Origin of the sequence: Rhodoferax koreense (assembly GCF_001955695.1) — a bacterium.
Classification (GTDB): Bacteria; Pseudomonadota; Gammaproteobacteria; order Burkholderiales; family Burkholderiaceae_C; genus Rhodoferax_B; species Rhodoferax_B koreensis.
This window is the reverse complement of the sequence record NZ_CP019236.1, coordinates 5524335-5550698: the sequence shown is the minus strand read 5'-3', so window position 1 is coordinate 5550698 and position 26364 is coordinate 5524335. Positions and strand designations below refer to the sequence as shown.

The following is a 26364-nucleotide window of genomic DNA, read 5'->3' as shown; positions in this document are numbered from 1 at the left end:
ATTTCTTGCGGCTCAGGCGTCGAAGACCTGGCTGAAGCGCTTTTCGACCCAGCGGTTGGCGCCGAGGATGATGACCACGTTGGCCAGCAGCAGCAGCATGGCGATCGTCGCGCCCAGCGGCCAGTTCAGCGTGTTGAGGAACTCGTCGTAGGCGGCGGTGGCCACCACCTTGAGCTTGCGGCCGCCCAGGAGCGCCGGCGTGGCGAAGGCCGAGGCCGACAGCGCGAAGACGATGATGCCGCCCGAAAGGATGCCGGGCAGCAATTGGGGCAGCATCACGCGCCAGAACACCTTGAGCGGCGGCGCGCCCAGCGACAGGCCGGCGTTCTCGACCTGCGGATCGAGCTTTTGCAGGTTGGCCCAGACCGAGATCACCATGAACGGGATCAGCACATGGGTCAGCGCGATGGCCACGCCGGTCATGCTGAACAACAGGCGCACCGGTTCGCTGGTGATGCCCAGCGACATCAGCGTGTTGTTGATCAGGCCGTTGTTGCCGAACAGGATCGCCCAGCCCAGCGTGCGCACCACCACCGAGATCAGCAGCGGCCCGAGGATGACGATGAGAAACAGCGCGCGCCACGGGCTCTTCATGCGCGCCAGGATCAAGGTTTCCGGCACGCCGAAAACGATGCACAACAGCGTCACGCCGAGTGCCAGTCCGCCGGTGCGCAGGAAGATCTCGTGGTAGTAGCCATCGGAGAAGACTTCGATGTAGTTGCGCCAGGTGGTGTCGGGCAGCACGCCGCGCGCGCCGTCGAACGCATGAAAGGACAGCAGCACCGTCAGCAGCAGCGGCACCAGCAGCAGGCCGATGAACAGCAGCAGCGCGGGCGAGGCCAGCAGCCAGGGCGCGGCGCCCGCACCCTCGCCCGACGTGCGGCGTGGCTCGGCCGTGCTGGTGGCGGCCAAGGCGACGGTTGCATCAGCCATGCGCCATCTCCTGTTGTGGCAACACGCGCAGGTCGTCGTCCGACCAGACCAGGCTGACGACGCTGCCTTCGGCCGGCGGTACCTCGCCGATGTTGGGCAGGCTCACGCTCATCAGGCCGAGTGTGGTGTCGACCTGCAGCATCCAGTGATTGCCCAGGAACACGCGTGTCTTGACCTGGCCCGGCAGGCCTTCGCCGGCCACGCCCAGGCGCAGTTTCTCGGGCCGCACGAAGACGTGCACCTCCCCGTCCAGGCTGCGGCCGCCATGCGGGATGTGCAGCTGGCGTTGGTTCACGTCCACGATGGCGCAGCGCTGGTTGTTGGAGACGATGCGGCCGCGCAGCGCGTTGGTCTTGCCGAGGAAGGCCGAGGCGAAGGGCGAGCCCGGCTGCTCGTAGGCTTCGAAAGGCATGGCCAGCTGCACGATCTTGCCGCCGTGCATGACGGCGATGCGGTCGCTCATGGTCATGGCCTCGACCTGGTCGTGCGTGACCAGCAGCGTGGTGATGCCCAGGTGGCGCTGGATCGCACGCAACTCGATGTGCATGTCCTCGCGCAGCTTGGCGTCGAGGTTGGACATCGGCTCGTCGAGCAGCAGCAACTGCGGGCGGATCGCCAGCGCCCGCGCGATGGCCACGCGCTGGCGCTGCCCACCCGAGAGTTCACGCGTGAAGCGCTTGCCCAGGCCGCCAAGTCGCACCAGCTCCAGCGTCTCACCGATGCGCTGGGCGCGCTCGCTGCGGCCCATGCCGCGCATCTCCAGGCCGAAGCCGACATTGGCCTCGACCGTCATGTGCGGGAACAGCGCGTAACTCTGGAACACCACGCCCATGCCGCGTTTCTCGGGGCGCAACGCGGTGATGTCCCGGCCTTCGAGCACGATGCTGCCGCGCGTGGGGTTCACGAAGCCGGCGATCATCTGCAGCGTGGTGGTCTTGCCGCAACCCGAAGGGCCGAGCAGCGAGATGAATTCGCCACGCTCGATGTCCAGGTCCAGCGACTCGACCGCAACGAAATCGTCGAAGTGCTTGGTGAGCTTCTTGAGGGAGAGGAAGGTCATGGTGTTCAGGTGGCTGTGGGCTGCCGAAGGGAAAAACATGAGCCCCGCGGCAGGCGCCGCGGAGCTCGAGAGCGAAGGCTCAACGCTCGATCGTGCGGTTCCAGCGGTTGGTCCACTCGCCGCGTTTCTCGTTGACCACCGTCCAGTTGGTCGGCAGCAGCTTGCCGATCTGCGCGGGTCCGTACGGCACCTTGGCAGCGACAGCCGGCTCAAGCTTGGTGTTGCTGTTGACCGGGCCGAAGCCTTGCGTGTCGGCCAGCCAGGCCTGCACCTCGGGCGTCAGCAGGTACTGGAGCAGGGCTTGCGCGGGCTCGGGCACGTCGCTCTGTACAACAGGGCAGGCCGCGATCATCAGCGCCATCGCGCCTTCCTTGGGATAGACGAATTCGATGGGGAAACCGGTCGCCTTGAAGGACTCGACACGGCCGCTGCCCCAGACGGCCAGGTTGATGTCGCCGTTCTGGAACAGTTCGGTCATCTTGCCCGGTGACGGCTCCCAGGCCAGCACGTTGGGCGCGACTTCCTTGGTCATGGCCGTGAAGCCGGAGTCGATGCTGGTTTCGCCGCCGCCGCGCATCTTGGCGTACATGATCAGCGTCTGCAGGCCGTAGGTGTTGGAGATCGGCGGAATGGCCAGCTTCTGCTTGAACTTCTTGTCGGTGAGGATTTCCCAAGAATCGGGCTTGGGCAGGCCGGCCTTCTTGAAGGCTTCGGTGTTGTAGGCGAGGCCTGTGGCCACGGCGCCGATGGCCACCGAGCGGTCGCTGATGCGGGCCAGCGGATACAGGTCCTTGTAGACGGGGGCGTCCTTGATCTTTTCGCAGAAGCCGAACTGCACGGCCTGCTGCATCGGGCCGTCGTCCATGATCACCAGATCGAGTTCCTGCTTGTCCTTCTGCGCCTGCAGCTTGGCCAGCGTGTCGGTGGAGTTGCCGGCGACGTAGACGATCTTGACCTTGTGTGCGGCCTCGAAGGCCGGGATGATCTTTTCCTTGAACAGCTTCTCGCTGGAGCCGCCGTAAGAGCCGACATACAAGGTGGGTACGGACTGCGCATGGCCCAGACCCGTACAGGCGAGGGTGATGGCCGCTGCGAGCGACGTGCTCAAGAGGTTGACTTTCACGAGGGTTCTCCAAAACGGTGCATCCGACCCAAGTTGGGGCAAGAAATGCACGAATTTCACACATCAGGTTATGGGAGCTATGCGCCCCTGAAACCCGCAACTACACTGGCGAAATGGATGTTAGTTGGCCGTTTTGGCTTGAACAAATACAATTTTTTCGGAGTTCTATAATGTCTCGTTATGGAATTCTCAGGGCTTACCCTTGCGCCTCCGCCAGCTTGAAGCCTTTCGCGCCATCATGTTGTGCCAGACCGTCACGCGGGCGGCCGACATGCTGTTCATATCCCAGCCGGCGGTGACACGGCTGCTGGCGGACCTAGAGGAAAGCGTCGGTTTCCCGCTCTTCGAACGCACGCGCGGGCGGCTGCACCCGACCGCGGAAGCGCAGTTGCTGTACGAAGAGGTGGACCGCTCGCTGATCGGCGTGGAGCGCATCGCCCGCGCTGCCCACGCGATCAAGACGCAGCAGCGCGGCTCCCTGCACGTCGCGGCGCCGCCATCGATGGCGCTGTCTTTCCTGCCGCGGGCCATTGCCGCGTTTGTGGCAGACCATGGCGAGACCAAGATCATGCTGGGCGTGTACGACTCGCGCAGCATCGTGGACATGGTGATCGGCCAACGCTGCGACCTGGGCATCGTCAACCTGTCGATCAGCCACACCGGCACCCACGGCGACAGCCTGTTGTCGGCCGCCCATGTCTGCGCCATGCCGGTCGGCCATCGCCTGGCCAGCAAGGAACTCATCGTTCCGACCGACATCGAGGGAGAGCTGTTCATCTGCCAACCTTCGCACCTCGGCACGCGTCTGCTGATCGACGCGATGTTCGCCGCCTACGGCGTGAAGTACCGGGCGGCCCCGGTGGAGAGCCCGGTCGCCTTCACGCTGTGCTCGCTGGTGGCGGCGGGCCAGGGCATCTCGCTGGTGGATGCGGTGACGGCCATGGAGTACAAGGGGCAAGATTTGCGCTTCATCCCCTTCGAGCCGCCAGTTCCGCTGGAGTTTTCGGTGTTGACACCGTTGCAGCGCAAGCCACCGAAACTGGTCGAGGCGTTCCTGGCGCATCTGCGCAAGTTCGCCATCGCCGAACTCGACCCGCGGCTGGTGCTGAAATAGCGCGCCTGTGCAGGCCGCGGACCGAGGGCCGGTCAGACCCCGCCTTCACAATTCAATCAATCGTTTGATGTTGTGCTGTAATGCGCAGCCATGGCCACCATCACCCGCCGCCCGTCGACCCCGTCTCCCCGCACGCCGCGCAGCGATGGCGAGCAGGCGCGCCGACGGCTGCTGCACGCCGCGCTGAGGCTGTTCGCCGACAAGGGTTTCGCCAAGACCTCGACGCGCGAGATCGCGCAGGCGGCCGGGGTCAACATCGCGGCCATCAGTTACTACTTCGGCGACAAGACCGGCCTGTACCGCGCCACCTTCACCGAGCCGCTGGGCAGTCCGCGCGACATGATGCCGGTGTTCAGGCAGGCCGGGCTCACCACGCGCGGCGCGATCGAGGCCTTCTTCACCCATTTCCTCGAGCCGATGAAGCAGGGCGAGCTGGTGCAGCAGTGCCTGCGCCTGCACCTGCGCGAAATGCTCGAGCCTTCGAGCCAGTGGGCCGAGGAACTGCGGCGCGACATCCAGCAGCCGCATGCGGCCATCGTGGCGGTGTTGTGCCGCCACTTCGGCCTGGCGCGCGCCGACGACGACGTGCACCGACTGGCGTTTTCCATCTCCTCGCTGGCGGTGATGCTGTTCGTCAACCAGGAGGTGATCCAGGCGATCCGGCCCGCGCTGATCAAGACGGCCAAGGCCGTCGATGCCTGGACGCCGCGGCTCATCGAGGACGCGATGGCGCTGATCGACCTGGAGACGCGGCGGCGTGGCACGCAGCGGCCCGGGGCCGTGAAAGTCAAGACATGAAGACCAATAGATCCATTCCAATCGCGGCACTGGCGCTGCTGCTGGCCGCCTGCGCCACGCCCGCGCGTCCGCCCGCCGTGGCCTTGCCTTCGCCCACCCAGTGGCAGGCGCCGCTGCCGCACCAGGGCTCGGTCGAAGGGCTCAACCGCTGGTGGCAACAGCTCGACGATCCGCTGCTGGCGGAGCTGATCGACGCCGCGCAGGCCGTGAGCCCGACACTGGCTTCGGCACGTTCGCGCGTGCTGCAGGCGCGCGCCACACGCACCACGGCCAACGCCGCCCTCCTGCCCAGCGTGGACGCGAGCGCCAACGCCAGCCGCGGCTTCAACGAATCGGCCGGCGGCCTGGCCGGCACCGCCCAGGGCGCCTTGCAGGCGAGCTGGGAGGCCGATCTGTTCGGCGCCAACCGCGCCACGCGGGATGCCGCCCAGGCCCGGGCCGACGGCGCCGAGGCTGGCTGGCACGATGCGCGGGTGTCGGTCACGGCCGAAGTGGCGAACGCCTATTTCAGCCTGCGCAGTTGTAACCGGCAACTGGCGGTGACGCAGTCCGACGCGGGCTCGCGCGCCGAGACCTCGCGCCTCACCGGCCTCGCGGCGGATGCCGGCTTCCAGGCGCCGGCCACGGCCGCGCTGGCCCGCGCCAGCAGTGCCGAGGCTTCGGCGCGCGTGACGCAACAGCGCGCCCTGTGCGACGTCGATGTGAAGGCCCTGGTGGCGTTGACGGGCCTGGACGAGCCGGTGCTGCGCCGCCGGCTCGTGGAAGTGTCGGAGCCGGCCATGCCGCCCGCGCTGTTCACCATCACCAGCCTGCCCGCCGGCCTGCTCGCGCAGCGCCCCGACGTGTTCACCGCCGAGCGTGAAGTGGCCGCGGCCAGCGCCGAGGTCGACAACGCGCAGGCGCAGCGTTATCCCAAGCTCTCGCTCACCGGCTCGATCGGCACCGCCTACCTGCGCATGAACGGCGTGGGCACCAGCTTCAACACCTGGTCGATCGGCCCGGTCGCCTTGAGCCTGCCGATCTTCGACGGCGGCCGGCGCGCGGCGGGCGAGGCGGCGGCCGAAGCGCGTTACGACGAGGCCGCAGCACTCTACCGCGCCAAGGCGCGCCAGGCCGTGCGCGAAGTGGAGGAGGCCCTCGTCAACCTGGACAGCGCGGCCCGTCGCTTCGCCGACGCGAACGCCGCGGTCGAGGGCTACCGCGTGTCCTTCAACGCCACGCAGGCGCGTTACCAGGGCGGCCTGGCCAGCCTGGTCGAGTTGGAGGACGCGCGCCGCCAGCAACTGGCCTCGCAGACCGCCTTGCTTTCGCTGGAGCGCGAACGCTGGCTGGCCTGGGTCGCGCTCTACCGCGCGGCCGGTGGCGGCTGGTCCGTGGCCAGCGCCCAACCCTGATTCCGGAGACACCATGAACCCCATCCGCCGACCCGCTTTTGCTATCTCGTTGATAGCAATCTGCGCAGGTACACTCTGCGCTGCAGGCCTTTTTTCTTTGAACTCACGTGCAGCGGACAACAAGCCCGCGAACGCACCCAAGCCGGCCATGACCGTCACGACCACGCTGCCGCAGTCCGGCGCCTGGCCGCTGCAGCTCGATGCCAACGGCAACATCGCGGCCTGGCAGGAAGCCGTGATCGGCTCCGAGGCCAGCGGCCTGCGCCTGACCGAAGTGCGCGTCAACGTCGGCGACGCGGTGAAGAAGGGCCAGGTGCTGGCCACGTTCGCGCCCGAGCCGGTGCAGGCCGACGTGGCCCAGGCGCGCGCCAACCTGGTCGAGGCCGAGGCCAACGCCAGCGATGCCAGCGGCAATGCCGAACGCGCACGCACGCTGCAGGCCACGGGCGCGCTCAGCACGCAGCAGATCAACCAGTACCTGACCACCGCCGAGACCGCCAAGGCCCGTGTCGAGGCCGCGCGGGCCACGCTCGCCGCGCAGCAACTGCGGCTGCGCCAGACCCAGGTGCTCGCGCCCGATGCCGGCGTCATTTCGGCGCGCAACGCCACCGTGGGCGCGGTGCTGGCCAGCGGCACGGAACTGTTCCGCCTGATCCGCGGCGGCCGGCTCGAATGGCGGGCCGAGGTCACGTCGAGCGAGCTCGGTCGCATCCAGCCCGGCGGCGTGGCCTTGGTCACCACGCCCGGCGGCACCCAGCTGCGGGGCAAGGTGCGCATGATCGCGCCCACGGTCGATGCGCAGACGCGCAATGCCCTGGTCTACGTCGACCTGCCGCCGGTCAACAGCGCGGCCGCGGCATCGGCCCGCCCGGGCATGTTCGCGCGCGGCGCATTCCAGTTGGGCAGCAGCCCGGCGTTGACGGTGCCGCAACTGGCCGTGGTGGCGCGCGACGGATTCAACTACGTGTTCCGCGTGACGCCGCAGTCCGACAACCCTGGCCTGGGCCGCGTGCAGCAGCTCAAGATCCAGACCGGCCGGCAGGCCGGCGACCGCACCGAGGTGACGGGCGGCCTGCCGGCCGATGCGCGGCTGGTGGTCACCGGCGCGGGCTTCCTCAACGACGGCGACCTGGTGCGCATCAACGACGGCGGCACCGCCGCGCCCGCGCAGGCCGCCGCCTCGGCAGCAAGGTAGGGCCAGGCCATGAACGTTTCCTCCTGGTCCATCAAGAACCCGATTCCGGCGGTGATGCTGTTCGTGCTGCTCACCTTCGCCGGCCTGCTGTCCTTCAACGCGATGAAGGTGCAGAACTTCCCCGACATCGACCTGCCCACGGTCACCGTCACGGCCTCGCTGCCGGGCGCCGCGCCAGCACAACTGGAAACCGAGGTGGCGCGCAAGCTGGAGAATTCCATCGCCACGGTGCAGGGCATCAAGCACATCTACACCAAGGTGCAGGACGGCGGCGTCACCGTCACCGTCGAATTCCGCCTCGAGAAACCCGTGCAGGAAGCCGTGGACGACGTGCGCTCCGCCGTGGCACGCGTGCGCAGCGACCTGCCCGGCGACGTGCGCGACCCGATCGTCAACAAGGTCGACATGGCAGCGCAGCCGGTGCTGGCCTTCACCATCAGCTCCACCGCGATGGACGACGAAGCCCTGTCCTGGTTCGTCGACAACGACGTCACGCGCAAGCTGCTGGCCGTGCGGGGCGTGGGGGCGGTGAACCGCGTGGGCGGCGTCACGCGCGAGGTCCGCGTCGCGCTCGATCCGCTGAAGCTGCAGGCCTTGAACGCCACGGCCGCCGACATCTCGCGCCAGTTGCGCCAGGTGCAGGGCGAAAGCGCGGGCGGCCGCACCGACATCGGCATCGGCGAACAACCCGTGCGCACGCTGGCCACGGTGCAATCGGCGCAACAGCTCGCGGCGCTGCGCGTGTCGCTCTCGGACGGCCGGCAGGTGCGGCTCGACGAGGTGGCCACGGTGAGCGACACCATCGCCGAACAACGTTCGGCGGCGCTGCTCGACGGCAAGCCGGTGGTCGGCTTCGAGGTGTCGCGCAGCCGCGGCGAAAGCGAAGTCGCCGTGGGCGCGGCCGTGCAGGCGGCGCTGGCCGAGATGCGCGCGCAGCACCCGGACATCGCGCTCACCGAGGCCTTCAACTTCGTGGCCCCGGTGGAGGAGGAATACGCCGGCTCGATGCACCTGCTGTACGAGGGCGCGATCCTGGCCGTGGTGGTGGTGTGGCTGTTCCTGCGCGACTGGCGCGCCACGCTGGTCTCGGCCGTGGCGCTGCCGCTGTCGGTGATTCCGGCCTTCATCGGCATGGACCTGCTCGGCTTCTCGGTCAACGTGATCACGCTGCTGGCGCTGTCGCTGGTGGTCGGCATCCTGGTGGACGACGCCATCGTCGAGGTGGAGAACATCGTGCGCCACCTGCGCATGGGCAAGACGCCCTACCAGGCGGCGATGGAGGCGGCCGACGAGATCGGCCTGGCCGTCATCGCGACCACCTTCACGCTGGTGGCGGTGTTCCTGCCCACGGCCTTCATGAGCGGCGTGGCCGGCAAGTTCTTCAAGCAGTTCGGCTGGACGGCGGCGCTGGCCGTGGTCGCCTCGCTGCTGGTGGCGCGGGTGCTCACGCCGATGATGGCGGCCTACATCCTGAAGCCCATCGTCACCGGCGAGAAGGAGGCCGGCTGGCTGCGCATCTACATGCGCTGGGCTGCCGCCTGCCTGAAGCACCGCGTGTTGACCATGGTGGCGGCCACGGTGTTCTTCTTCGGCTCGGTGGCGCTGATCCCGCTGTTGCCCACCGGTTTCATTCCGCCCGACGACAACTCGCAGACCCAGGTCTACCTCGAGTTGCCGCCCGGCTCGACGCTGGCGCAGACGAAGGCAGCGGCCGAGCAGGCGCGGCAGATGGTGGCCCGCGTGCCGCATGTGAAGAGCGTTTACACCACCATCGGCGGCGGCAGTGCGGGCGGCGATCCGTTCGCCATGGCCGGGGCGTCCGAAACCCGCAAGGCCACGCTCACGCTGCAACTCGACCCGCGTGGCGACCGGCCGAAGAAGCAGGGCATCGAGAACCAGATCCGCGCCGCGCTCGAGCCGCTGCCCGGCGTGCGCAGCAAGGTCGGCCTGGGCGGGTCGGGCGAGAAATACATCCTGGTGCTGACCGGCGAAGACCCGGTGGCGCTGCAGACGGCGGCACTCGCCGTCGAGAAGGACCTGCGCACCGTGCAGGGCCTGGGCAGCGTGGCGTCCAGCGCCAGCCTGGTGCGGCCCGAGATCGCGGTGCGGCCCGACTTCGCGCGCGCCGCCGATCTGGGCGTGACGAGTGCGGCCATCGGTGAGACGCTGCGCATCGCCACCGTGGGCGACTACGACGTGTCCCTGCCCAAGCTCAACCTGTCACAGCGCCAGGTGCCCATCGTCGTCAAGCTGGAGGATGGCGCGCGCAAGGACCTCGGCCTGCTCGGGCGGCTGGCCGTGCCCGGCGCGCGCGGGCCGGTGATGCTGGGCCAGGTGGCCACGCTGGAGATGGCCAGCGGCCCGGCCGTGATCGACCGCTACGACCGCTCGCGCAACGTGAACTTCGAGATCGAACTCTCCGGCCTGCCGCTGGGCGATGTGAAGGAGGCCGTGCAGAAGCTGCCCGCGGTGCAGAGCCTGCCGCCCGGTGTGAAGGTGGTGGAGATCGGCGACGCCGAAGTCATGGGCGAGCTGTTCGCCAGTTTCGGCCTGGCCATGCTCACCGGCGTGTTGTGCATCTACATCGTGCTGGTGCTGCTGTTCAAGGATTTCCTGCACCCCGTCACCATCCTGTGCGCCTTGCCGCTGTCGCTGGGCGGGGCTTTCGTCGGCCTGCTGATCGCGCAGAAGAGCTTCTCGATGCCCTCGCTGATCGGCCTGATCATGCTGATGGGCATCGCCACCAAGAACTCGATCCTGCTCGTCGAATACGCGATCGAGGCGCGCCGCGGCCACCCCGCGCGCGACGGCCACCCCGCCGTGCCCGGCATGAGCCGCTGGGATGCGTTGCTCGACGCCTGCCACAAGCGCGCCCGGCCGATCATCATGACCACGCTGGCCATGGGCGCCGGCATGCTGCCGATCGCGCTCGGCCTGGGCGCGGCCGACCCGAGCTTCCGCTCGCCGATGTCAATCGCGGTGATCGGCGGGCTGATCACCTCCACGGTGCTGAGTTTGCTGGTGGTGCCGGTGGTGTTCACCTATGTCGACGATCTGGAGCAGTGGCTGCGCCGGATGGCGCGCAAGCTGCGGCGGGAACCACCCAGCCCGGCTTCCACGGCGGCGACCAAAGGCTGAGCCGTTCAGCCCTTGATCCTGCGCACCAGCGCCGTCGTCGAATAACCATCGACGAACGGGATCGCCAGCGCCCGGCCGCCGTAGGCTTCGACCACCTTGGTTTCGGCGAGTTTGGCCATGTCGTAGTCGCCGCCCTTGACCAGGATGTCGGGCTTTAGCTCGGTGATGAGTTCGAGCGGCGTGTCCTCGTCGAACCAGGTCACCAGGCTCACCGATTCGAGGGCGGCCATCATGATGGCGCGGTCCTGCTCCGCGTTCAGCGGGCGGTCCGGGCCCTTGCCCAGGCGGCGCGCTGACGCGTCGCTGTTCAAGGCCACGATCAGGCTGGCGCCGAGCGCGCGGGCCTGCGCTAGGTAGGTGACGTGGCCGCGGTGCAGGATGTCGAACACGCCGTTGGTGAACACCCAGGGCCGCGGCAGCCGTGCAAGGCGGCCTGGCGCGTCGGCGCGTGCGGCAATTTTCTGCAGGAAAAAGGGGGCGGACGGGGGCTTGGGTGCGGCGGCGTCGGTCATGGCGCGGATGCTAGCTCAAGCTGCACCGATTTACGCCGACAATAAACGATAAGAATTTGCGCCAATCGGCACCGCTTGCTCCCATAATCCGCGCTGAACATGAATCTGGTCGCCGTCAACATCGATTCCATCCGCATCGGGCAGCCGCTGCCCTTCGCGCTGCGCACCGAGCGTGGTGTGCTGCTGGCGCACAAGGGTTATGTGATCACCGAGCGTTCCGAGATCACCTACTGGACCTCGCGCGGCATGACGCTGTGTGTCGATGTGGATGCCTCCGACGACCACCACCGCGCCTACGTCGGCAAGCTGCACGAGATGGTGCGTTCCGAACGGCCGCTCGGCGACATCGTGAACGTGCAGATCGCGCCGAGCGACGTGGCCCGCGCCGAGGCGCCGGAGCGGCCCGACGTGCCCGACTGGACGGCGCTGCAGCTCAAGGCCAATGCCCTGCTGCGCGACACCGGCAGCGAGCAGTTCCTGCCGCGCCTGGACAAGCTCTATGCCGAGCTGCACCAGCTGGTGCAGCACCACCCCGATGCCACGCTGTTCGCGCTGATCCACCTTTCGGCCACCGAGATGCGCATCTACAGCGCCACCCACGCCATGCTGGTGTACGTGGTCTGCAGCCTGGCCGCGCGCGAGGTGCTGAACTGGTCGCCCGAGCTCGATGCCAAGCTCGGCAAGGCCGCGTTGACCATGAACATCAGCATGACCGCGCTGCAGGACCAGCTCGCCATGCAGGCCAAGCCGCTGACGGTCACGCAGATCGAGGCCGTGGAACAGCATGCGCAGCGCTCGTTCGCGATGCTGCTGGCCATGGGCGTCGATGACGAGGACTGGCTGCTGGCGGTGCGCCATCACCACGACCGCGCACCCGGCGCCCTGGCGCCCAAGACCGACGCGATGCGCATCGCCCGGCTGATCCAGCGCGCCGACATGTTCGCCGCGCGCCTGTCGCCGCGGCTCGGCCGGCTGTGCATGGCGCCGTCGGCGGCGATGCAGGCCGCGTATTTCGACGAGGAGAAGAAGGTCGACGAGGCCGGTGCCGCGCTGATCAAGGCGGTCGGCGTCTACACACCGGGAACCCTCGTGAAGCTGGCCAGCAACGAGATCGCCGCCGTGATCCGCCGCGGCCTGAACACCACCACGCCGCACGTGGCTGTGCTGATCAACCGCCAGGGCATGCCCACCGGCGAATGGATGATCCGCGACACCAGCCAGCCCAGCTACAAGATCACCGGCTACGTCGCCCACCGCGACGTCAAGGTGCAGATCAAGCTCGACAGCCTGCTGGCGCTGATCTGACGGCCGGTCAGGCCTTCGCGCCCTCGGCCGGCGGGGGCGCCAGGCCGTCGGCCAGTTCGCGCGAAATCTCCTTGCGGTAGCGGTTCAGTTCCTGCACCGTCTTGAAGCTGCGGTCCATCAGCAGGCTGGTGTTGTGCAGGATGCGTTCCACCACCTTGTTTTCCCACACGGCGTCGAAGTTGATCTGCTTGTCCAGCCAATGTTCCAGCCATTCGGGATCGGGCAGGCGCGACTGGATGGTGTCGCGCGGAAACAGGCTTTCGTTCACGTGCAGGTTGGTCGGGTGCAGCGCCTGCGCGGTGCGGCGGGCGCTGGCCATCAGCACGCCGACCTTGGTGAAGGCCGCGCGCGCTTCGTTGCCGACGCTGCTGATGGCACGCTTCATGTAGCGCAGGTAGGCGCCGCCGTGGCGCGCCTCGTCCTGGCTGAGCTTGGTGTAGATGTCCTTGATGACCGGCTCGGTGTGCCATTCGCTGGCGCGGCGGTACCAGTGGTTGAGCCGGATCTCGCCGCAGAAATGCAGCATCAGCGTCTCCAGCGCGGGCGCCTTGTCGAATTCGAAGCGCACGTCGTGCAGTTCCGCCTCGGTGGGCAGCAGGTCGGGCCGGAAGCGGCGCAGGTATTCCATCAGCACCAGCGAATGTTTCTGCTCCTCGAAGAACCAGATCGACATGAAGGCCGAGAAGTCGCTATCGTGCTGGTTGTCGCGCAGGAACATTTCGGTGGCCGGCAGGGCCGACCACTCGGTGATGGCGTTCATCTTGATGGTCTGCGCCTGTTCGTCCGACAGCTTTGCAGCGTCGAACGAAGCCCATGGAACGTCTTTTTCCATGTTCCAACGCACGGCTTCGAGTTGTTTGAAAAGTTCGGGGTACAACATGGCAAATCCTTCGGTAGCGGCGTCCATTCTAGAGTCGCTGAATGAAAATACAGTCATCCGCGCGGGCCAGGGATTACCTTCTCCTTCTCTCCTACAAAGGTATTCCATGATCATCCGCTCCAGCATCCTGCGCAATGGCCTGATGTCCCTTTGTCTTGTGGGGCCGGGCGCCGTGTTTGCCGCAGCCGATGCGCCGGCCTGCCCGGCGATGCTGCAGCACACCTTCCCGCGGCTGCAGGACGAAAAGCCGCAGTCGCTGTGCCAGTACGCGGGAAAGGTGGTGCTGGTTGTGAACACCGCCAGCTTCTGCGGCTTCACCCCGCAGTACAAGGGGCTGGAGGCGCTGCATGCCAAGTACCAGGCGCGCGGCCTGGTGGTGCTCGGTTTCCCGTCGAACGACTTCTCGCAGGAGCCCGCCGCCAACGCGCAGATCGCCGACTTCTGCGAAAACACCTTCGGCGTGAAGTTTCCGATGTTCGGCAAGACCACGGTCTCGGGCGCCGGGGCGGTGCCGCTGTACAAGCAGCTGGCGAAGGCCACCGGCAGCGCGCCGGCGTGGAATTTCCACAAGTACCTCCTGGCGCGCGACGGCCACGTGGTGGCCAGCTACGGCAGCCAGACCGAGCCCGACGATCCGAAGCTCGTGAATGAGCTCGAAAAGCAGCTGAAATTGAAATAATTACCAATCGGTATTTTTTATACTATTTGGTATAAGATCGCACGATGCGATCTGCAACTCTGCGCGGCCCACACCTCGGCTTCACATTAATTTACCCACCGGGCCCACGGCGCGCCGGGAACTTTGCCCGCGCGCGGCGGGTCCATGAAAGCGTTGCGCCGCCATCGTTGCGGCCCTTTTTCTGGCAGCGGAGCCTTCCCCACGCAAGTGGCATGGAAGTCCCCCCGGGGCGGTTCTCCTCCTCCCTCCCTCCCTCGTTCGCGTCGGGGTGCTCCGTAGCCATTTTCCTTTCCCAGCCGGCGCGAGGCTTGCCATGCCAGCGCGGCTGAAACTGGCGGTCGTCGGCTCCGGCATCGCCGGTTTGGCGGTGGCCCATCGCCTGCGCCATGACGCCGACATCACCCTCTTCGAAGCCGGCGACTACTTCGGAGGCCATACCCATACCGTTGCCGTCACGCTGCCCACCGCGCAGGGGATGACTACACACGGCGTCGACACCGGCTTCCTGGTGTTCAATGAGCGCACCTATCCCGAGTTGATCCGCCTGCTGGCCGAGCTCGGCGTCGCCACCGCCGCCTCCGACATGTCCTTCTCGGCGCAGATCGCCGAAGCCTTGCCGGGACGGCCCCCGCTCGAATGGAGCGGCTCCAACCTGGACACCGTGTTCGCCCAACGCGCGAACCTGCTCAATCCGCGCTTCTGGGGCATGCTGCGCGACCTGCTGCGGTTCAACCGCCTGTGCACCACGCTCGCCCGGCAGGGCCGCGACGCGGAGCTGATGCAGCCGCTGGGCGACTTCCTGCAGGCGCATGACTTCGGCACGGCCTTCCGCGACTGGTATTTCCTGCCCATGATGGCCTGCATCTGGAGCTGCCCCACCGCGCAGATGTTGCAGTTCCCCGTGGCCACCATGGTCCGCTTCTGCCACAACCACGGCCTGATCCAGGTCACCGGCCGGCCGCAGTGGCACACCGTGGCCGGCGGCGCGCGGCGCTATGTGGACAAGATCGTCGCGGGCATCGAGGACAAGCGCCTCTCCAGTCCGGTGCTGCAGATCGGCCGGACCCCTGGCGCGGTGCATGTCACCAGCCGCCGACAAGGCCGCACCATCACCGAGCGGTTCGACAAGGTCGTGCTGGCCACCCACTCCGACCAGGCGCTGGCCCTACTCGATGCGCCAACCCCGGCCGAGCGCGAAACGCTGGGCGCGATCCGCTACCACCCCAACCGCGCTGTGCTGCACACCGATGCCTCGGTGCTGCCGCGCCATCCCAAGGCCTGGGCCGCTTGGAACTACGAAAGTACCCCGGCCGCCGGCGGCGAGGCGCCGCGCGTGTGCCTGCATTACCTGATCAACCGGCTGCAGCCCGTGCCATGGCCGCAACCCGTGATCGTCTCGCTGAATCCGATCCGCGAGATCCCGCGTAACCAGACCATGGAAAGTTTCGACTACGCGCACCCGGTCTTCGACCTGCCGGCGATCCGCGCGCAGGCGCGCATGCCGGCGCTGCAAGGCGAGCAGGGCACCTATTTCTGCGGCGCCTGGATGGGCTACGGCTTCCACGAGGACGGCCTGAAGGCCGGCTTGGCCGTCGCCGACCAATTGCTCGCCCTGGCCCAGGCACCGCAAAGGCTCGCGGCATGACAGCCGCCGCGCCCCTGATCGGCTTCGGCCAGGTGCGCCACACGCGGCTGCGGCCCACGCCGCACGCCTTCCAGTACCCCACGTACTTCCTGATGCTGCCGCTGCGGGCCATGGCGCGCCAGGGCGCGGGCGCGCTGGCCGTCAACCGCCGCGCGCTGTTGAGCTTTCACGACAGCGACCACGGCGACGGCCGCGGCCCGGCGCAGGGCGGCGCCCTGGGCTGGATCGAATCGCTGCTGCAGGACCACGGCATCACCGACGCCGATGGCGAAATCTGGCTGCACTGTTATCCGCGTGTGCTCGGCTACTGCTTCAAACCCGTGAGCTTCTGGCATTGCCATGCGGCGGACGGCAGCCTGCGCGCCATCGTCGCCGAGGTCAACAACACCTTCGGCGAACGCCATTGCTACCTGCTCGATCGGCCAAAGCTCGGCGCCGAACTCGTGGCCGACAAGGTGTTCCACGTCTCGCCGTTCTGCGACGTCGTTGGGCGCTACCGCTTCCGCTTCATGCGCCGCGAACACGACGGCGCCGAGCAGCTCGTGGCGCGGGTGGAGCACGACGACGCGAGCGGCCCGCTGATCCTCACCAGCGTCAGCGGCCGGCTCGAGCCGATCACGCCCGCCAGCCTGCGCCACGCGTTCTGGCGCTACCCCGCCATGAGCTTCGGCGTGATGGCCCGCATCCACTGGCAGGCCTTCGCGCTGTGGCGCAAGCGGCTGCCTTTCTTCCGCAAGCCCGCCCTGCCCGAATCCTTCGTGACGCGATAGAGAGACCCAGCCGCCCATGCCTTCATCCACCACCATCGCCCGCACCGCACACGGCCTGCAGATTCCGTCCAGCGCGCCCGCGGCCGCCCGCACGGCGCTCAAGCTGATGCAGCGCCTCAAACACGGCAGCCTCACGCTGCAGTTGCCCGACGGCTCGATGCAGGTCTTCGGCGAGCATGGCGACAGCCCATCTGCCGCCATGACGCTGCGCAACTGGAACGTCTGCGCGGCTGCGCTGCGCTCGGGCGACATCGGCGTGGCCGAGAGCTACATCGCCGGCGACTGGAGCACGCCCAACCTCACCGACCTGCTCACGCTGTTCATCGCCAACCGGCAGGACATCGAAGCCGTCATCTACGGCAGCTGGGCCGGCCGGCTCTGGTACCGCGTCAAGCACCTGCTCAACCGCAACACGCGCAGCAACAGCCAGAAGAACATCCACGCGCACTACGACCTCGGCAACGCCTTCTACAGCCTGTGGCTGGACGAATCGATGAACTATTCATCGGCCTGGTTCCAGGGCCGCCGCGACCAGCCCATGCGCGCCGCGCAGGACGCCAAGGTGCGCCGCGCGCTGCAGATGGTGCAGGCGAAAGAGGGCGACCGCGTGCTCGAGATCGGCTGCGGCTGGGGCGCGCTGGCCGAGATGGCCACCACCGAATTCAAGGCGTTGCTGACGGGCGTGACGCTCAGCACCGAGCAACTGGCTTTTGCCCAGGCGCGCATGCAACGCCTCGGCGTGCCGCAAGGCCCTGGCCGCCAGGCCGATCTGCGGCTGCAGGACTACCGCGACATCGGCGCCACCACGCCGGATGCGCCCTTCGACGCCATCTGCTCGATCGAAATGGTCGAGGCCGTGGGCCGCGAATACTGGCCGACCTACTTCCAGGCGGTGCACCGGCTGCTCAAGCCCGGCGGGCGCGCCTGCATCCAGAGCATCGTGATCGACGACGCGCTGTTCGAGCGCTACGTCAGCTCCACCGACTTCATCCAGCAGTACATCTTCCCCGGCGGCTGCCTGCCGTGCCCGCGCGAATTCCGCCGCGAGGCCGCGGCCGCGGGGCTGGAGGTCGTCGATGAATTCGCCTTCGGCGCGGACTACGCCGAAACCCTGCGCCGCTGGCGCGAGAAATTCCTGGCCTCGCGCCAGCAGGTGCTGCAGCTCGGTTTCGACGAAAGGTTCATGCGCGTATGGGAGTTCTACCTGGCCTATTGCGAAGCGGCCTTTGCCAAGGCCAACATCGACCTGGTGCAGTACACGCTGGTGCGGCCGTAGCTATCAAAAGCGTAGCGGCCTGCGCAGGTCTGGTCTGCGCCGCGGTCCTTTTTCCTTTGAACCTGCTGGCGCAGCCGGCGCCCGCTGAAGTCCGGGCCGCGCTGCCCGATGCCGTGGCCGTGGGAAGCACCCGGCTGCGCGTGTGGGGCTTTGCCGTCTACGACGCCACGTTGTGGGCCGCGCCCGGCTTCCGGCCCGAGGCTTATGCCACGCAAGCCTTCGCGTTGGAGCTGCGTTACCTGCGTGACTTCGCCAGCGCCGACATCGCGCGCCGCTCCATCGACGAAATGCGCCGCAGCGCCAGCATCGACGAGGCCCGTTCGCAGCGCTGGCAGGCGGCCATGCGCGCCGCGTTCCCCGATGTGAAGGCCGGCGACCGTATCACCGGCTTCTACCGGCCCGCGGGCGCCGAGGCGGCCGTTGCGCGCTTCACCTTCAACGGCCAGCCCGCCGGCGAGATCCGCGACGGCGATTTCGCGCCGCTGTTCTTCGGCATCTGGCTGTCGGCCAAGACCTCCGAGCCGGCGATGCGCGAAGCCCTGATCGGGGGCGACAAGCCGTGACGCACCGCAGCACCCTCACGGCCCGCGACGGTCTCTGCTACGGTCTGCTGGGCCTGCCGCTGGCCTTCGTCGCCTTGCCGCTGTACGTGCTGCTGCCCAACCACTACGCGCGTGAATTCGGCGTGCCGCTGGCCACGCTGGGCTGGCTGCTGCTCGGCGCGCGCCTGTTCGATGCCTTCATCGACCCGCTGATCGGGCGCGCCAGCGACCGGCTGTTCGTCCGTTCCACGCGGGCCGTGCTGGCCGTCGGCGCGGTGGCGGCCGTGGCGCTGGCCGCGGGTTTCACCGGCCTGTTCTTCCCGGCCACACGTTCGCCCGACGGCCTGCTGCTCTGGGCCGCGGCCATGCTGCTGCTCACCTACACCGCCTACAGCACCCTGAGCGTGTCGCACCAGGCCTGGGGCGCGATGCTCGGCGGCGACGAGGCCCGGCGCAGCCGCATCGTGGCCTGGCGCGAAGGCCTGGGCCTGGTGGGCGTGGTGGCGGCCTCGGTGCTGCCGCTGGCGCTGGGCCTGCGCGCGACCACGGCCATCTTCTTCGGCCTGCTGGCGCTGGGCTGGCTGGCCTGGCGCCTCGCGCCGCGGCCGGCGGGCGCACCCACGGCCGCGCCGGCCGCCGCCCGCATCCACCCTTTGCGCCAGCCGGCCTTCCGCCGGCTGCTTGCGGTGTTCGTGCTCAACGGCATCGCCAGCGCGGTGCCGGCCACGCTCGTGCTGTTCTTCGTGCAGGACCGGCTGCAGGCCCCGGCGCAGATGCAGCCGGCCTTCCTCGGCGTCTATTTCGTCTGCGCCGCCGCGGCGATGCCGCTGTGGCTGCGGCTGGTGGGGCGGATCGGCCTGGCGCGCACCTGGCTTTGCGGCATGGGCCTGGCCATCGCGGTGTTCGTCTGGGCCAGCCTGCTCGGCCCAGGGCAGACGGGGGCCTTCCTGCTGGTGTGCGCGCTGTCGGGCGCCGCGCTCGGCACCGACCTGGCGCTGCCCGGTGCACTGCTGGCGGGCCTGATTGCGGCGCAGCATCCCGATAGTCTCAATACAAACCCCGTTTCAGCCCGAACGGATTCGGCCCCCACCGCCGGCCCCGCCGGCGCGTACTTCGGCTGGTGGAACTTCGCGACCAAGCTCAACCTCGCGCTGGCCGCGGGCCTGGCGCTGCCGCTGCTGGCCCTGTTCGGCTACAGCCCCGGCAGCCGCGACCCCGACGCCTTGCGCGCGCTGAGCCTGGCCTACGGCGTGCTGCCCTGCGGGCTCAAGCTCGCCGCAGCGGCCGCCCTGGCCATGCTCGTCATCCGGCCCGCTCGCCCATCTTCATTCCAACCGGAGCCTTCCCCATGAAACGACGTCTCTTGCTGCTCGTGGCCGGCGCCGCCGCGCTCGCCGGTTGCGCCGGCCCCAAGGTCGAGGACTACAGCGGCCAGCAGCCGGTGCTGGACCTGCGCACCTATTTCGACGGCGTGCTCGATGCCTACGGCGTCTTCACCGACCGCAGCGGCAAGGTCGTCAAACGCTTCACCGTGGTGATGCGCTGCAGCTGGACCGGCGACCAGGGCGTGCTCGACGAAAGCTTCAGCTACAGCGATGGCACCACCCAAAAACGCATCTGGCACCTCACCAAGCTGCCCGACGGGCGCTACACCGGCCGGGCCGACGACGTGGTCGGCGAGGCCGCGGGCCGGGAAAGCGGCAATGCCTTCAACTGGCGCTACACGCTGTCGCTGCCCGTGGACGGCAAGGTCTACGCCGTGCAGTTCGACGACTGGATGTACCTGATGAACGACCAGGTGATGCTGAACAAGGCCGCGATGTCGAAGTGGGGCTTCCACCTCGGCGACGTGACCCTGACCTTCGTCAAACGTTAGAAAAAGATGCCATTGAATCCCCCCATCGAAGACTGGCGCGGCAAGACCGTGTGGCTGGTCGGCGCCTCCAGCGGCATCGGCCTGGCCACGGCGCATGCGCTGCACGCCGAGGGGGCGCGGGTGGTGGTGTCGGCGCGCGACGCGGGGGCGCTGGACGACTTCGTCGCGGCACACGGGGGCAAGGGTGCCGGCGCCGTGGCGCTGCCGCTGGACGTCACCGATGGCGACGCCGTGTGCCGCGCCGGGCAGACCGTGCTGGCCGGCGGCCGGCTCGACGCCGTGGTCTATTGCGCCGGCACCTACGCGCCGATGCGCGCCACCGCCTTCGACCTGCCCAAGTTGATGCAACACCTGGCGGTGAACTACGCCGGCGCGCTGCAGGTGATCGACGCGGTGCTGCCACATTTCCTGGCCAACCGGCGCGGCCACATCAGCCTCATCGCCAGCGTGGCCGGTTACGGCGGCCTGCCGCAAAGCCTGGCCTACGGGCCGACCAAGGCCGCGCTGATCAACCTCGCCGAAACCCTGTACCTCGACCTGCACGGCGAAGGCATCGGCGTGCACCTGATCTGCCCCGGCTTCGTGAAGACGCCGCTCACCGCGCAAAACGGCTTCAAGATGCCGGCCCTCATCACGCCCGAACAGGCCGCCCAGGCCATGCTGCGCGGCTGGGCCGCGGGGGACTTCGAAACCCACTTCCCCAAACGCTTCACACGCTGGATGAAGGCCCTGCGCCTGCTGCCCTACAGCCTGTACTTTCGGGCCGTAAGCCGCTTCACGGGCTTGTGACTCAAATCAGATCGATCGTGGCCGCCAGCGGCACACGTTCGATGCGTTCGCTGCTGGCCACCACCACGGCGCGGTCGGCACTCTCGGCCAAGGCCCCCAGGCTGGCCCACAGCGCCCGCACCGAAGGGCCGTCGAGCCCGCCCGTGGGCTCGTCGAGCAGGATCAGCCGGCGCCCGCTGGCCAGCGCTGCCGCCAGCCACACCTTGCGCTTGCTGCCGGTGGAGAGCATGTACATCGGCTTGGCGATGTGCTCGGCAAGGTTGAAGGTGCCGACCAGCGCCTGCCAGCGCGCGGCGTCGAAACCCGCATCGCCTGCGCGCAAGGTCTCGGTGCAGGCGTGGCCCGTCACCTGGTCGAAACGGTCGGTGCCCGGGTCGACGTATAAGAGGTTCTGCAAGTAGGCCTCGCGCGCCGTGTCCAGATCCGCGCCGCAAAGCACCAGCCGGCCCCGAACCTTGAGCCCGCCAGCCATCACCCGCAGCAGGGTGGACTTGCCGCTGCCTGTGTCGCCGAACAACTGCGTCACGCCGGGGCCGATGCTGGCCGACCAGTCGCGCAGCAGCGGCGGCTCGCCGGGGTAGGCGAAGTTGAGTTTTTCGATGTGCAGAAGAGGGCGGCCGATGTTCATGCCCCGACTTTAATGCGCCGGCCCCTTTCGCACTGAGGCCCCGCCACCATTCGCACTGAGACCCCACTCCCATCCGCACTGAACCCCCACTCCCGTTCGCACTGAAACCCCCACTCCCGTTCGCACTGAGCTTGTCGAAGTGCATCGCACCCCGCACGAAGCCCCCAGCAGTTCACACTGAGCCGAGCCCTCCCGTTCGCACGGAGATCACCCGCCCCCGTCGGCACTGAGCCCGTCGAAGTGCATAGCCCCCCGCACCGCGCCCCACCTCCGTTCGCGCTGAGCCTGTCGAAGTGCATTGCCCCCCACTCCGTTCGCACTGAGCTTGTCGAAGTGCATCACCCCCATGCAGCTTCAGCCCTTCAGCACCTCACGCACATCCCCGTCCCGCAACATCACCGGCTCCACCGACCCCGTGGCCACCCGGCGGCGCACAGCCGCGTCGATCTCGGCGGCGTTGGCGATATAGGTGGCCAGCGGCTCGTCGTCGCTGCGGTTCGGCTGGTAGCGGTAGTGCAAGGTGGCCTTGCCGATGGTGGCGCCGACCCAGTCGGATTCGACCAACACCCAGAAGCGCACCGTGTTCGATGCTTCATGGAAAAACGGTTCTGGATTGGACATGCGGCAGGCCTCGGAAAAGCGGAATGGACGCCGAGCCTGCGCGCTTTGGAGGGGGGCGTCTGTGCGTTGGCGCACACCGGTTTTCCCTGTCCGATCACCAACCGATCACCACCACCCGTTTTTCGGCCTCACCGCCAGCGCCACGATGGCCACACCCGCGGTCACGATCAGCGCATCCTCGATCAAGCCGCTGCGGGTCTGGCCGATGCGCGCCATGGCCCGTTTGCGGCCGGCCAGCGTCAGGTAGGCCAGCGGCACGGCGGTCGCCACCGCGGCGGCAGCGCCGGCCGGCTCCCGATCACGCGGCGCCAGTGCCGCGCCCGCGATGCCCGCGCTCATCACGCGCGCCAGCAGGCCCAGGAAAACAGTGCGGTCAGGCGCCGTCTTCATCTTGTCGCCGAACAATTCGCCAACTCCCATCGCCAGGGCGCCATAAGTGAACAGAGGGCGGTCCAGCAGCACGAGGCGCCCCGGCGTGCGCTGGCCCAGGAGCCGCGCTGCCGCGAGGCTGGCCATCGGTGTCATGGACCGCGCACTGGCGACGGCGCCGATCAGGGCGGAGAAGAGCAGTCCGGGATGTTTCATGTTGGATTCCTTGGGTGTTACCGAGGAATGCATCGTGACTGGGCTCACTTGCGGCAGGCAGGAGAAAAACACACGGTTAGCTGTAGGAGGTGGGCGGAGACTCGCCCCACGGAGGCCGGGTTTCATCGAGGCCCTCTGTCCTGCCGCGCGTATGCCGGATGCATCTAACCGAACGAGGTCTGATACGGTGGCTCCTTTCGTTCAGATGCGACCGTCCAGAGCCTAAGCTGACCGTCTGCTTCAGGCTGGGTGGAGTCACTCGCTGCAAGATGTATGAGAGTCCGCTGCGTTCGTCAGCGGACATTCATCGAGCAGTAACTCGTATGACCGCTGCATATCAACGACCGTCCGCTTGTTATTATTGGTGGGCGATCCAATTCTGGATGACCGGCCCCGACACTGGCGAACTGGCACTGCGGCCCCTTGCTGTAAATCAACGACTTCGTCGAAGAGCTTGGCTACGCCGGTCCCTAGTGGAATCTTTAGTCGCTATGCACGCATAGCTCTGACATCATCAAAGAACAACAAGGGGAGGGGAAGCACTCATGGCAGACTTTGCACATTGGCGGAAGTGCGACTTCCAGGTTCATACGCCGCGCGATCCGAACTGGGTCGGTGCACGACCACTCGGAGCCGACGAAATTGATCCTGCGACAGGTGCCGATGCCACGAGGGAAGCGCTCGAGGCGTCCCGCAGGCAGTGGGCCGAGATCTTCGTCGACACCTGTGTGGCCAAGGGCCTACAAGCCGTCGCCATCACAGACCACCACGAGGCGGTGATGCTCCCATATGTGCGCTCCGCTGCCGAGCAGCGTCGGGAGAACGATCCGACCTTCGATCTTTGGGTCTTTCCAGGCATGGAACTGACGGCTGTCGGCGGTGTCCAGTGTTTGCTAATCTTCGATACCGACCTGTCGGAGGATTGGTGCAGACAGGCTCAGGGACGACTCGGCATCGAGTACGCAGGTGTCGACGAAAGCAAAAGCAAATCGCTCAGGGTCACACAACTGAAATTACCGTATCCGGAGATCGGCGCAGCGCTGGACGAGCTGCAGGGCATCCGGGGCCGATACATCGTGCTCCCGAACGTTTCTGAAGGGAACTTCAGCGTCCTGTCCAGTGGCAACCATGGCGAGTTTCTTCGCATGCCGTATGTCGGCGGGTACCTTGATCGGGGTAAGACGATCGACTCACTCGGTCACAAGAGCCGGACGAGACTGTCTGGCACAGACAAGATGTGGTCGACTAGGGAGATCTACCCCATCCCAACTTCGGACAGCCGCTCCAGCGACTATGGACCGCTCGGCGCCAACGAGACCTGGATCAAGCTCGCCGCGCCGACTGCGGAAGCCATCCGTCAGGCTTTCCTATGCCACAGGTCTCGGATTCATCTTGGTCCGCCGCAGATGGCATCTCCGACGATCGTTGAAGTCAAGATCAGCGGCTCCCACATCCTCGAGGAGGATACCTTCACCTTGAGCCCGGAGCTCAACTCGATCATTGGAGGTCGTGGCAGCGGCAAGAGCTCGCTCCTCGAGTACATCGCTTTTGCGATGGGCCGCAGCTGTTTCGACATGCCCCGCGACCAATACAGTGGGAACGAGCGGCTGCAGGGCCTGATCAAGGACACACTTGTGGCGGCCGGCGGCCAGGTTGCGGTGACGATTGAACAGGACGGTGCCGAGTTTGTCGTCACGCGTTCGCCCGCGACGAAACATCAGCCGCAGATCCGGTACCCGAACGGCGCAGTTAATCCGATTTCGGTAGAGGAGCTCCGGGCTCTATTTCCAGGCGTCGTTTACAGCCAGGGCGAACTCGCGGAGGTCGGAAAGCACGCGAGCGCCCAGACCCAACTGACTGACTTGTTGCAGTTCGTTAGCCCGGCTTTCAAGGCAGAAGCGGATGAGATCAACCGGACGATTGTCAGTCGTAAGCAGGTCGTCAGGGCGACAATTCAAGCGCTGATCGCGCATTGGGACAAGCAGACTGCACGACACCGCCTGGCCACGAATCGCGACACTCTACAGCAACGCATCGCAGCGCTGGAGAAGACGCTTCCTGCGCTCAGCGGCGAAGATCAGGCGGTGGTAGACGGGTTTGCAAAGGCCGATGCCTTCGAGTCACAGCGGATTCTCGCGACGACGCATGCCGATGAACTGATGACGCTTCTGGACAATGCAGTCGGCGATCAGGCGAAGGCTTGGGAACTCCCGAAGGATTTGCTAGAGACCGAAACGCTGCGTAGCCAGTACAAGGCCCTGGTTGAGACCTTTGCCGCAGGCATCGCAGACCTTCGAAGCAAGATGCAGCCTCTTCGCGGTGCGCTGACTGAAGCAGAGACGGCTTGGAAAGGCAAGCTAACGGAAATGCGCAAGGCGCGCGATGACACCTTGGCCAAGATCGGTAGTCACAAGAGCGTGACCGACCAGATCATCAAGCTGCGCGGGGAACTGAGCGAGCACCTACAGAAGCTCGCGGTACTGGATGCTGAGCTTGCAGAAGGGGGTGACCCTGCCGCCGCCCTAAAGGCAGCGCTTGAGGCGTTGCGTGAGGCGAACAAGACGCGCGCCGAACGTACGCAGTCCTGGGCGGCCGATATCGAAGAGCTTTCTGCGAACATGATCAGGGCCACCATTGCCCTGGATGGTGACGCGTCGGAAGTGGTCGAAGCCCTGGACCTCCTCGCTGCGAGGACGGGATCGCAGCAGGCGACACGCCTACAGGCTTGGAACACTGCGTCGATCGTCGAGTCATCAGATGAGATTGTCAGCCTTCTGCGGGTGAATTGCGAGGCGCTGCTGCAATGGCGCATCGCCGGAGAGCCGCGTGGCGAGGAGCTTCCGCAATGCCGTAAGCTGTGGCAATTTCTCGGTGACACGGAGAACATTCGCGGCGCGATGCTGAAGCTCATCGACGCGACCCGCCTGGAGGCGATTTCGACGGCACTTGCCAAGCCTCAGATCTCGCTGTTCTATCTTGACGGCCAGCGCGAAGTGACATTTGACAAGGCGTCTGAAGGACAGCGTGCTGCGGCGCTTCTGCTCATGCTACTCCGCCAGCCGGGCGGCCCGCTGATCGTGGATCAGCCCGAAGGAGATCTGGACAACAAGGTGATCTCAAAGCTGACCGACAAGTTGCATGCGGCGAAGCGATTCCGTCAGCTGATATTCGCGAGCCACAACGCCAACATCGTCGTCAATGGCTCCTCGGAGCTTGTCGCCTACATGGACGTGGCCGAGACCGGCGCGCGCAAGGCCGCACAGCGCGGAGCGATCGATTCGCAAACCATCCGCTCGGTGATCACCGAGACAATGGAAGGCGGTGAGAAGGCTTTCAAGGACCGATACGATAAATACGGCTATTAGGGCAGTTCTTGGCGCATCTGAAGCCGCGCGCGATTTCGTGGACGTTCCGCGGACAACGATCTGCTTTGGGTCGCGCTATGTGTTCAAGATTTGGCACTGGAGCAGCTGTCTATCGATGAATTTGCCGAGGCGATCG

General features: G+C 67.0%; 23 protein-coding genes. 15 read left to right on the top strand and 8 right to left on the bottom strand.

The annotated features are described in order from the left end of the window. Positions 1–12: 12 nt before the first annotated feature. From RD110_RS25645 to RD110_RS25635, 3 genes are all read right to left on the bottom strand, one after another. A complete protein-coding gene (locus RD110_RS25645) occupies positions 13–933 on the bottom strand; it encodes an ABC transporter permease (RefSeq protein ID WP_239467125.1) in 921 nt (306 codons plus the stop codon). Next, positions 926–1993, bottom strand: coding sequence for an ABC transporter ATP-binding protein (locus tag RD110_RS25640; RefSeq protein ID WP_076205698.1), 1068 nt, complete (start codon positions 1991–1993; stop codon positions 926–928). The genes RD110_RS25645 and RD110_RS25640 overlap by 8 nt, the downstream gene beginning before the upstream one ends. Positions 1994–2072: 79 nt before the next feature. Beyond that, positions 2073–3116: an ABC transporter substrate-binding protein gene (locus RD110_RS25635; RefSeq protein ID WP_076203585.1), complete on the bottom strand. Its 1044-nt coding sequence runs from the start codon at positions 3114–3116 to the stop codon at positions 2073–2075. A 202-nt stretch (positions 3117–3318) separates the two neighbouring features. Between RD110_RS25635 and RD110_RS25630 the strand changes: the two genes are divergently transcribed. From RD110_RS25630 to RD110_RS25610, 5 genes are all read left to right on the top strand, one after another. Next, the gene (locus RD110_RS25630) at positions 3319–4230 is read left to right on the top strand and encodes a LysR substrate-binding domain-containing protein (RefSeq protein ID WP_076203582.1); all 912 of its coding nucleotides are present in this window, start codon (positions 3319–3321) and stop codon (positions 4228–4230) included. A 90-nt stretch (positions 4231–4320) separates the two neighbouring features. After that, the gene (locus RD110_RS25625) at positions 4321–5028 is read left to right on the top strand and encodes a TetR/AcrR family transcriptional regulator (RefSeq protein WP_076203579.1); all 708 of its coding nucleotides are present in this window, start codon (positions 4321–4323) and stop codon (positions 5026–5028) included. Beyond that, a complete protein-coding gene (locus RD110_RS25620; RefSeq protein WP_076203559.1) occupies positions 5025–6422 on the top strand; it encodes an efflux transporter outer membrane subunit in 1398 nt (465 codons plus the stop codon). The genes RD110_RS25625 and RD110_RS25620 overlap by 4 nt, the downstream gene beginning before the upstream one ends. Before the next feature lie 13 nt (positions 6423–6435). Beyond that, positions 6436–7617 (top strand): efflux RND transporter periplasmic adaptor subunit, encoded by a 1182-nt coding sequence (locus RD110_RS25615; RefSeq protein ID WP_076203556.1) that lies wholly within the window; start codon positions 6436–6438, stop codon positions 7615–7617. A 9-nt stretch (positions 7618–7626) separates the two neighbouring features. Further along, a complete protein-coding gene (locus tag RD110_RS25610; protein WP_076203553.1) occupies positions 7627–10755 on the top strand; it encodes an efflux RND transporter permease subunit in 3129 nt (1042 codons plus the stop codon). A gap of 5 nt (positions 10756–10760) precedes the next feature. Here RD110_RS25610 and rfaE2 read toward each other — a convergent pair whose 3' ends face one another. After that, positions 10761–11267, bottom strand: a complete 507-nt coding sequence (rfaE2, locus tag RD110_RS25605; protein ID WP_076203550.1) for a D-glycero-beta-D-manno-heptose 1-phosphate adenylyltransferase — start codon at positions 11265–11267, stop codon at positions 10761–10763. A gap of 99 nt (positions 11268–11366) precedes the next feature. Between rfaE2 and RD110_RS25600 the strand changes: the two genes are divergently transcribed. Continuing rightward, positions 11367–12572 carry an HD-GYP domain-containing protein gene (locus RD110_RS25600; RefSeq protein ID WP_076203548.1) on the top strand — a complete coding sequence of 402 codons (1206 nt, stop codon included), beginning with the start codon at positions 11367–11369 and terminating at the stop codon, positions 12570–12572. 7 nt (positions 12573–12579) lie between these two features. Here the strand turns inward: RD110_RS25600 and RD110_RS25595 are convergent, their stop codons facing one another. Continuing rightward, positions 12580–13452, bottom strand: coding sequence for a ferritin family protein (locus tag RD110_RS25595; protein WP_076205693.1), 873 nt, complete (start codon positions 13450–13452; stop codon positions 12580–12582). A gap of 142 nt (positions 13453–13594) precedes the next feature. On the opposite strand from RD110_RS25595, the gene RD110_RS25590 reads away from it, so the two are divergent. From RD110_RS25590 to RD110_RS25555, 8 genes are all read left to right on the top strand, one after another. After that, a complete protein-coding gene (locus RD110_RS25590; RefSeq protein ID WP_076205690.1) occupies positions 13595–14131 on the top strand; it encodes a glutathione peroxidase in 537 nt (178 codons plus the stop codon). Positions 14132–14444: 313 nt separating this feature from the next. Then, entirely contained in the window at positions 14445–15776 is a 1332-nt protein-coding gene (locus RD110_RS25585; protein ID WP_239467124.1) for an NAD(P)/FAD-dependent oxidoreductase, read from the top strand. Beyond that, positions 15773–16546, top strand: coding sequence for a DUF1365 domain-containing protein (locus RD110_RS25580; RefSeq protein WP_076203545.1), 774 nt, complete (start codon positions 15773–15775; stop codon positions 16544–16546). The genes RD110_RS25585 and RD110_RS25580 overlap by 4 nt, the downstream gene beginning before the upstream one ends. 16 nt (positions 16547–16562) lie before the next feature. Next, complete coding sequence (locus RD110_RS25575; protein WP_076203543.1) at positions 16563–17822, top strand: SAM-dependent methyltransferase; 1260 nt, start codon at positions 16563–16565, stop codon at positions 17820–17822. 56 nt (positions 17823–17878) lie between these two features. Then, positions 17879–18385, top strand: a complete 507-nt coding sequence (locus RD110_RS25570) for a chalcone isomerase family protein (RefSeq protein ID WP_239467123.1) — start codon at positions 17879–17881, stop codon at positions 18383–18385. Beyond that, positions 18382–19716: an MFS transporter gene (locus RD110_RS25565; RefSeq protein WP_076203540.1), complete on the top strand. Its 1335-nt coding sequence runs from the start codon at positions 18382–18384 to the stop codon at positions 19714–19716. Before RD110_RS25570 ends, RD110_RS25565 begins: the two co-directional genes overlap by 4 nt. Further along, a complete protein-coding gene (locus tag RD110_RS25560; RefSeq protein WP_076203537.1) occupies positions 19713–20240 on the top strand; it encodes a DUF3833 domain-containing protein in 528 nt (175 codons plus the stop codon). Before RD110_RS25565 ends, RD110_RS25560 begins: the two co-directional genes overlap by 4 nt. A 6-nt stretch (positions 20241–20246) precedes the next feature. Further along, the gene (locus RD110_RS25555) at positions 20247–21029 is read left to right on the top strand and encodes an SDR family NAD(P)-dependent oxidoreductase (protein ID WP_076203534.1); all 783 of its coding nucleotides are present in this window, start codon (positions 20247–20249) and stop codon (positions 21027–21029) included. Position 21030: 1 nt separating this feature from the next. On the opposite strand, the gene RD110_RS25550 is transcribed toward RD110_RS25555, so the two are convergent. The 3 genes from RD110_RS25550 to RD110_RS25540 form a co-directional block, all read right to left on the bottom strand. Then, complete coding sequence (locus tag RD110_RS25550) at positions 21031–21657, bottom strand: ABC transporter ATP-binding protein (protein WP_076203531.1); 627 nt, start codon at positions 21655–21657, stop codon at positions 21031–21033. A gap of 354 nt (positions 21658–22011) precedes the next feature. Continuing rightward, the gene (locus RD110_RS25545; protein WP_076203528.1) at positions 22012–22278 is read right to left on the bottom strand and encodes a hypothetical protein; all 267 of its coding nucleotides are present in this window, start codon (positions 22276–22278) and stop codon (positions 22012–22014) included. Positions 22279–22383: 105 nt separating this feature from the next. After that, positions 22384–22863 carry a hypothetical protein gene (locus tag RD110_RS25540; protein WP_076203525.1) on the bottom strand — a complete coding sequence of 160 codons (480 nt, stop codon included), beginning with the start codon at positions 22861–22863 and terminating at the stop codon, positions 22384–22386. 545 nt (positions 22864–23408) lie between these two features. On the opposite strand from RD110_RS25540, the gene RD110_RS25535 reads away from it, so the two are divergent. Beyond that, positions 23409–26228, top strand: coding sequence for a TrlF family AAA-like ATPase (locus RD110_RS25535; RefSeq protein WP_083686586.1), 2820 nt, complete (start codon positions 23409–23411; stop codon positions 26226–26228). The last annotated feature ends 136 nt before the right edge of the window (positions 26229–26364 follow it).

What these genes read in the sequence shown, in the direction of transcription:
- RD110_RS25645 (WP_239467125.1), bottom strand. Translation starts at nt 933, where the DNA reads ATGGCTGATGCAACCGTCGCCTTGGCCGCCACCAGCACGGCCGAGCCA.
- RD110_RS25640 (WP_076205698.1), bottom strand. Translation starts at nt 1,993, where the DNA reads ATGACCTTCCTCTCCCTCAAGAAGCTCACCAAGCACTTCGACGATTTC.
- RD110_RS25625 (WP_076203579.1), top strand. Translation starts at nt 4,321, where the DNA reads ATGGCCACCATCACCCGCCGCCCGTCGACCCCGTCTCCCCGCACGCCG.
- RD110_RS25620 (WP_076203559.1), top strand. Translation starts at nt 5,025, where the DNA reads ATGAAGACCAATAGATCCATTCCAATCGCGGCACTGGCGCTGCTGCTG.
- RD110_RS25615 (WP_076203556.1), top strand. Translation starts at nt 6,436, where the DNA reads ATGAACCCCATCCGCCGACCCGCTTTTGCTATCTCGTTGATAGCAATC.
- RD110_RS25610 (WP_076203553.1), top strand. Translation starts at nt 7,627, where the DNA reads ATGAACGTTTCCTCCTGGTCCATCAAGAACCCGATTCCGGCGGTGATG.
- rfaE2 (WP_076203550.1), bottom strand. Translation starts at nt 11,267, where the DNA reads ATGACCGACGCCGCCGCACCCAAGCCCCCGTCCGCCCCCTTTTTCCTG.
- RD110_RS25600 (WP_076203548.1), top strand. Translation starts at nt 11,367, where the DNA reads ATGAATCTGGTCGCCGTCAACATCGATTCCATCCGCATCGGGCAGCCG.
- RD110_RS25595 (WP_076205693.1), bottom strand. Translation starts at nt 13,452, where the DNA reads ATGTTGTACCCCGAACTTTTCAAACAACTCGAAGCCGTGCGTTGGAAC.
- RD110_RS25590 (WP_076205690.1), top strand. Translation starts at nt 13,595, where the DNA reads ATGTCCCTTTGTCTTGTGGGGCCGGGCGCCGTGTTTGCCGCAGCCGAT.
- RD110_RS25585 (WP_239467124.1), top strand. Translation starts at nt 14,445, where the DNA reads ATGCCAGCGCGGCTGAAACTGGCGGTCGTCGGCTCCGGCATCGCCGGT.
- RD110_RS25580 (WP_076203545.1), top strand. Translation starts at nt 15,773, where the DNA reads ATGACAGCCGCCGCGCCCCTGATCGGCTTCGGCCAGGTGCGCCACACG.
- RD110_RS25575 (WP_076203543.1), top strand. Translation starts at nt 16,563, where the DNA reads ATGCCTTCATCCACCACCATCGCCCGCACCGCACACGGCCTGCAGATT.
- RD110_RS25560 (WP_076203537.1), top strand. Translation starts at nt 19,713, where the DNA reads ATGAAACGACGTCTCTTGCTGCTCGTGGCCGGCGCCGCCGCGCTCGCC.
- RD110_RS25555 (WP_076203534.1), top strand. Translation starts at nt 20,247, where the DNA reads ATGCCATTGAATCCCCCCATCGAAGACTGGCGCGGCAAGACCGTGTGG.
- RD110_RS25550 (WP_076203531.1), bottom strand. Translation starts at nt 21,657, where the DNA reads ATGAACATCGGCCGCCCTCTTCTGCACATCGAAAAACTCAACTTCGCC.
- RD110_RS25545 (WP_076203528.1), bottom strand. Translation starts at nt 22,278, where the DNA reads ATGTCCAATCCAGAACCGTTTTTCCATGAAGCATCGAACACGGTGCGC.
- RD110_RS25540 (WP_076203525.1), bottom strand. Translation starts at nt 22,863, where the DNA reads ATGAAACATCCCGGACTGCTCTTCTCCGCCCTGATCGGCGCCGTCGCC.
- RD110_RS25535 (WP_083686586.1), top strand. Translation starts at nt 23,409, where the DNA reads ATGGCAGACTTTGCACATTGGCGGAAGTGCGACTTCCAGGTTCATACG.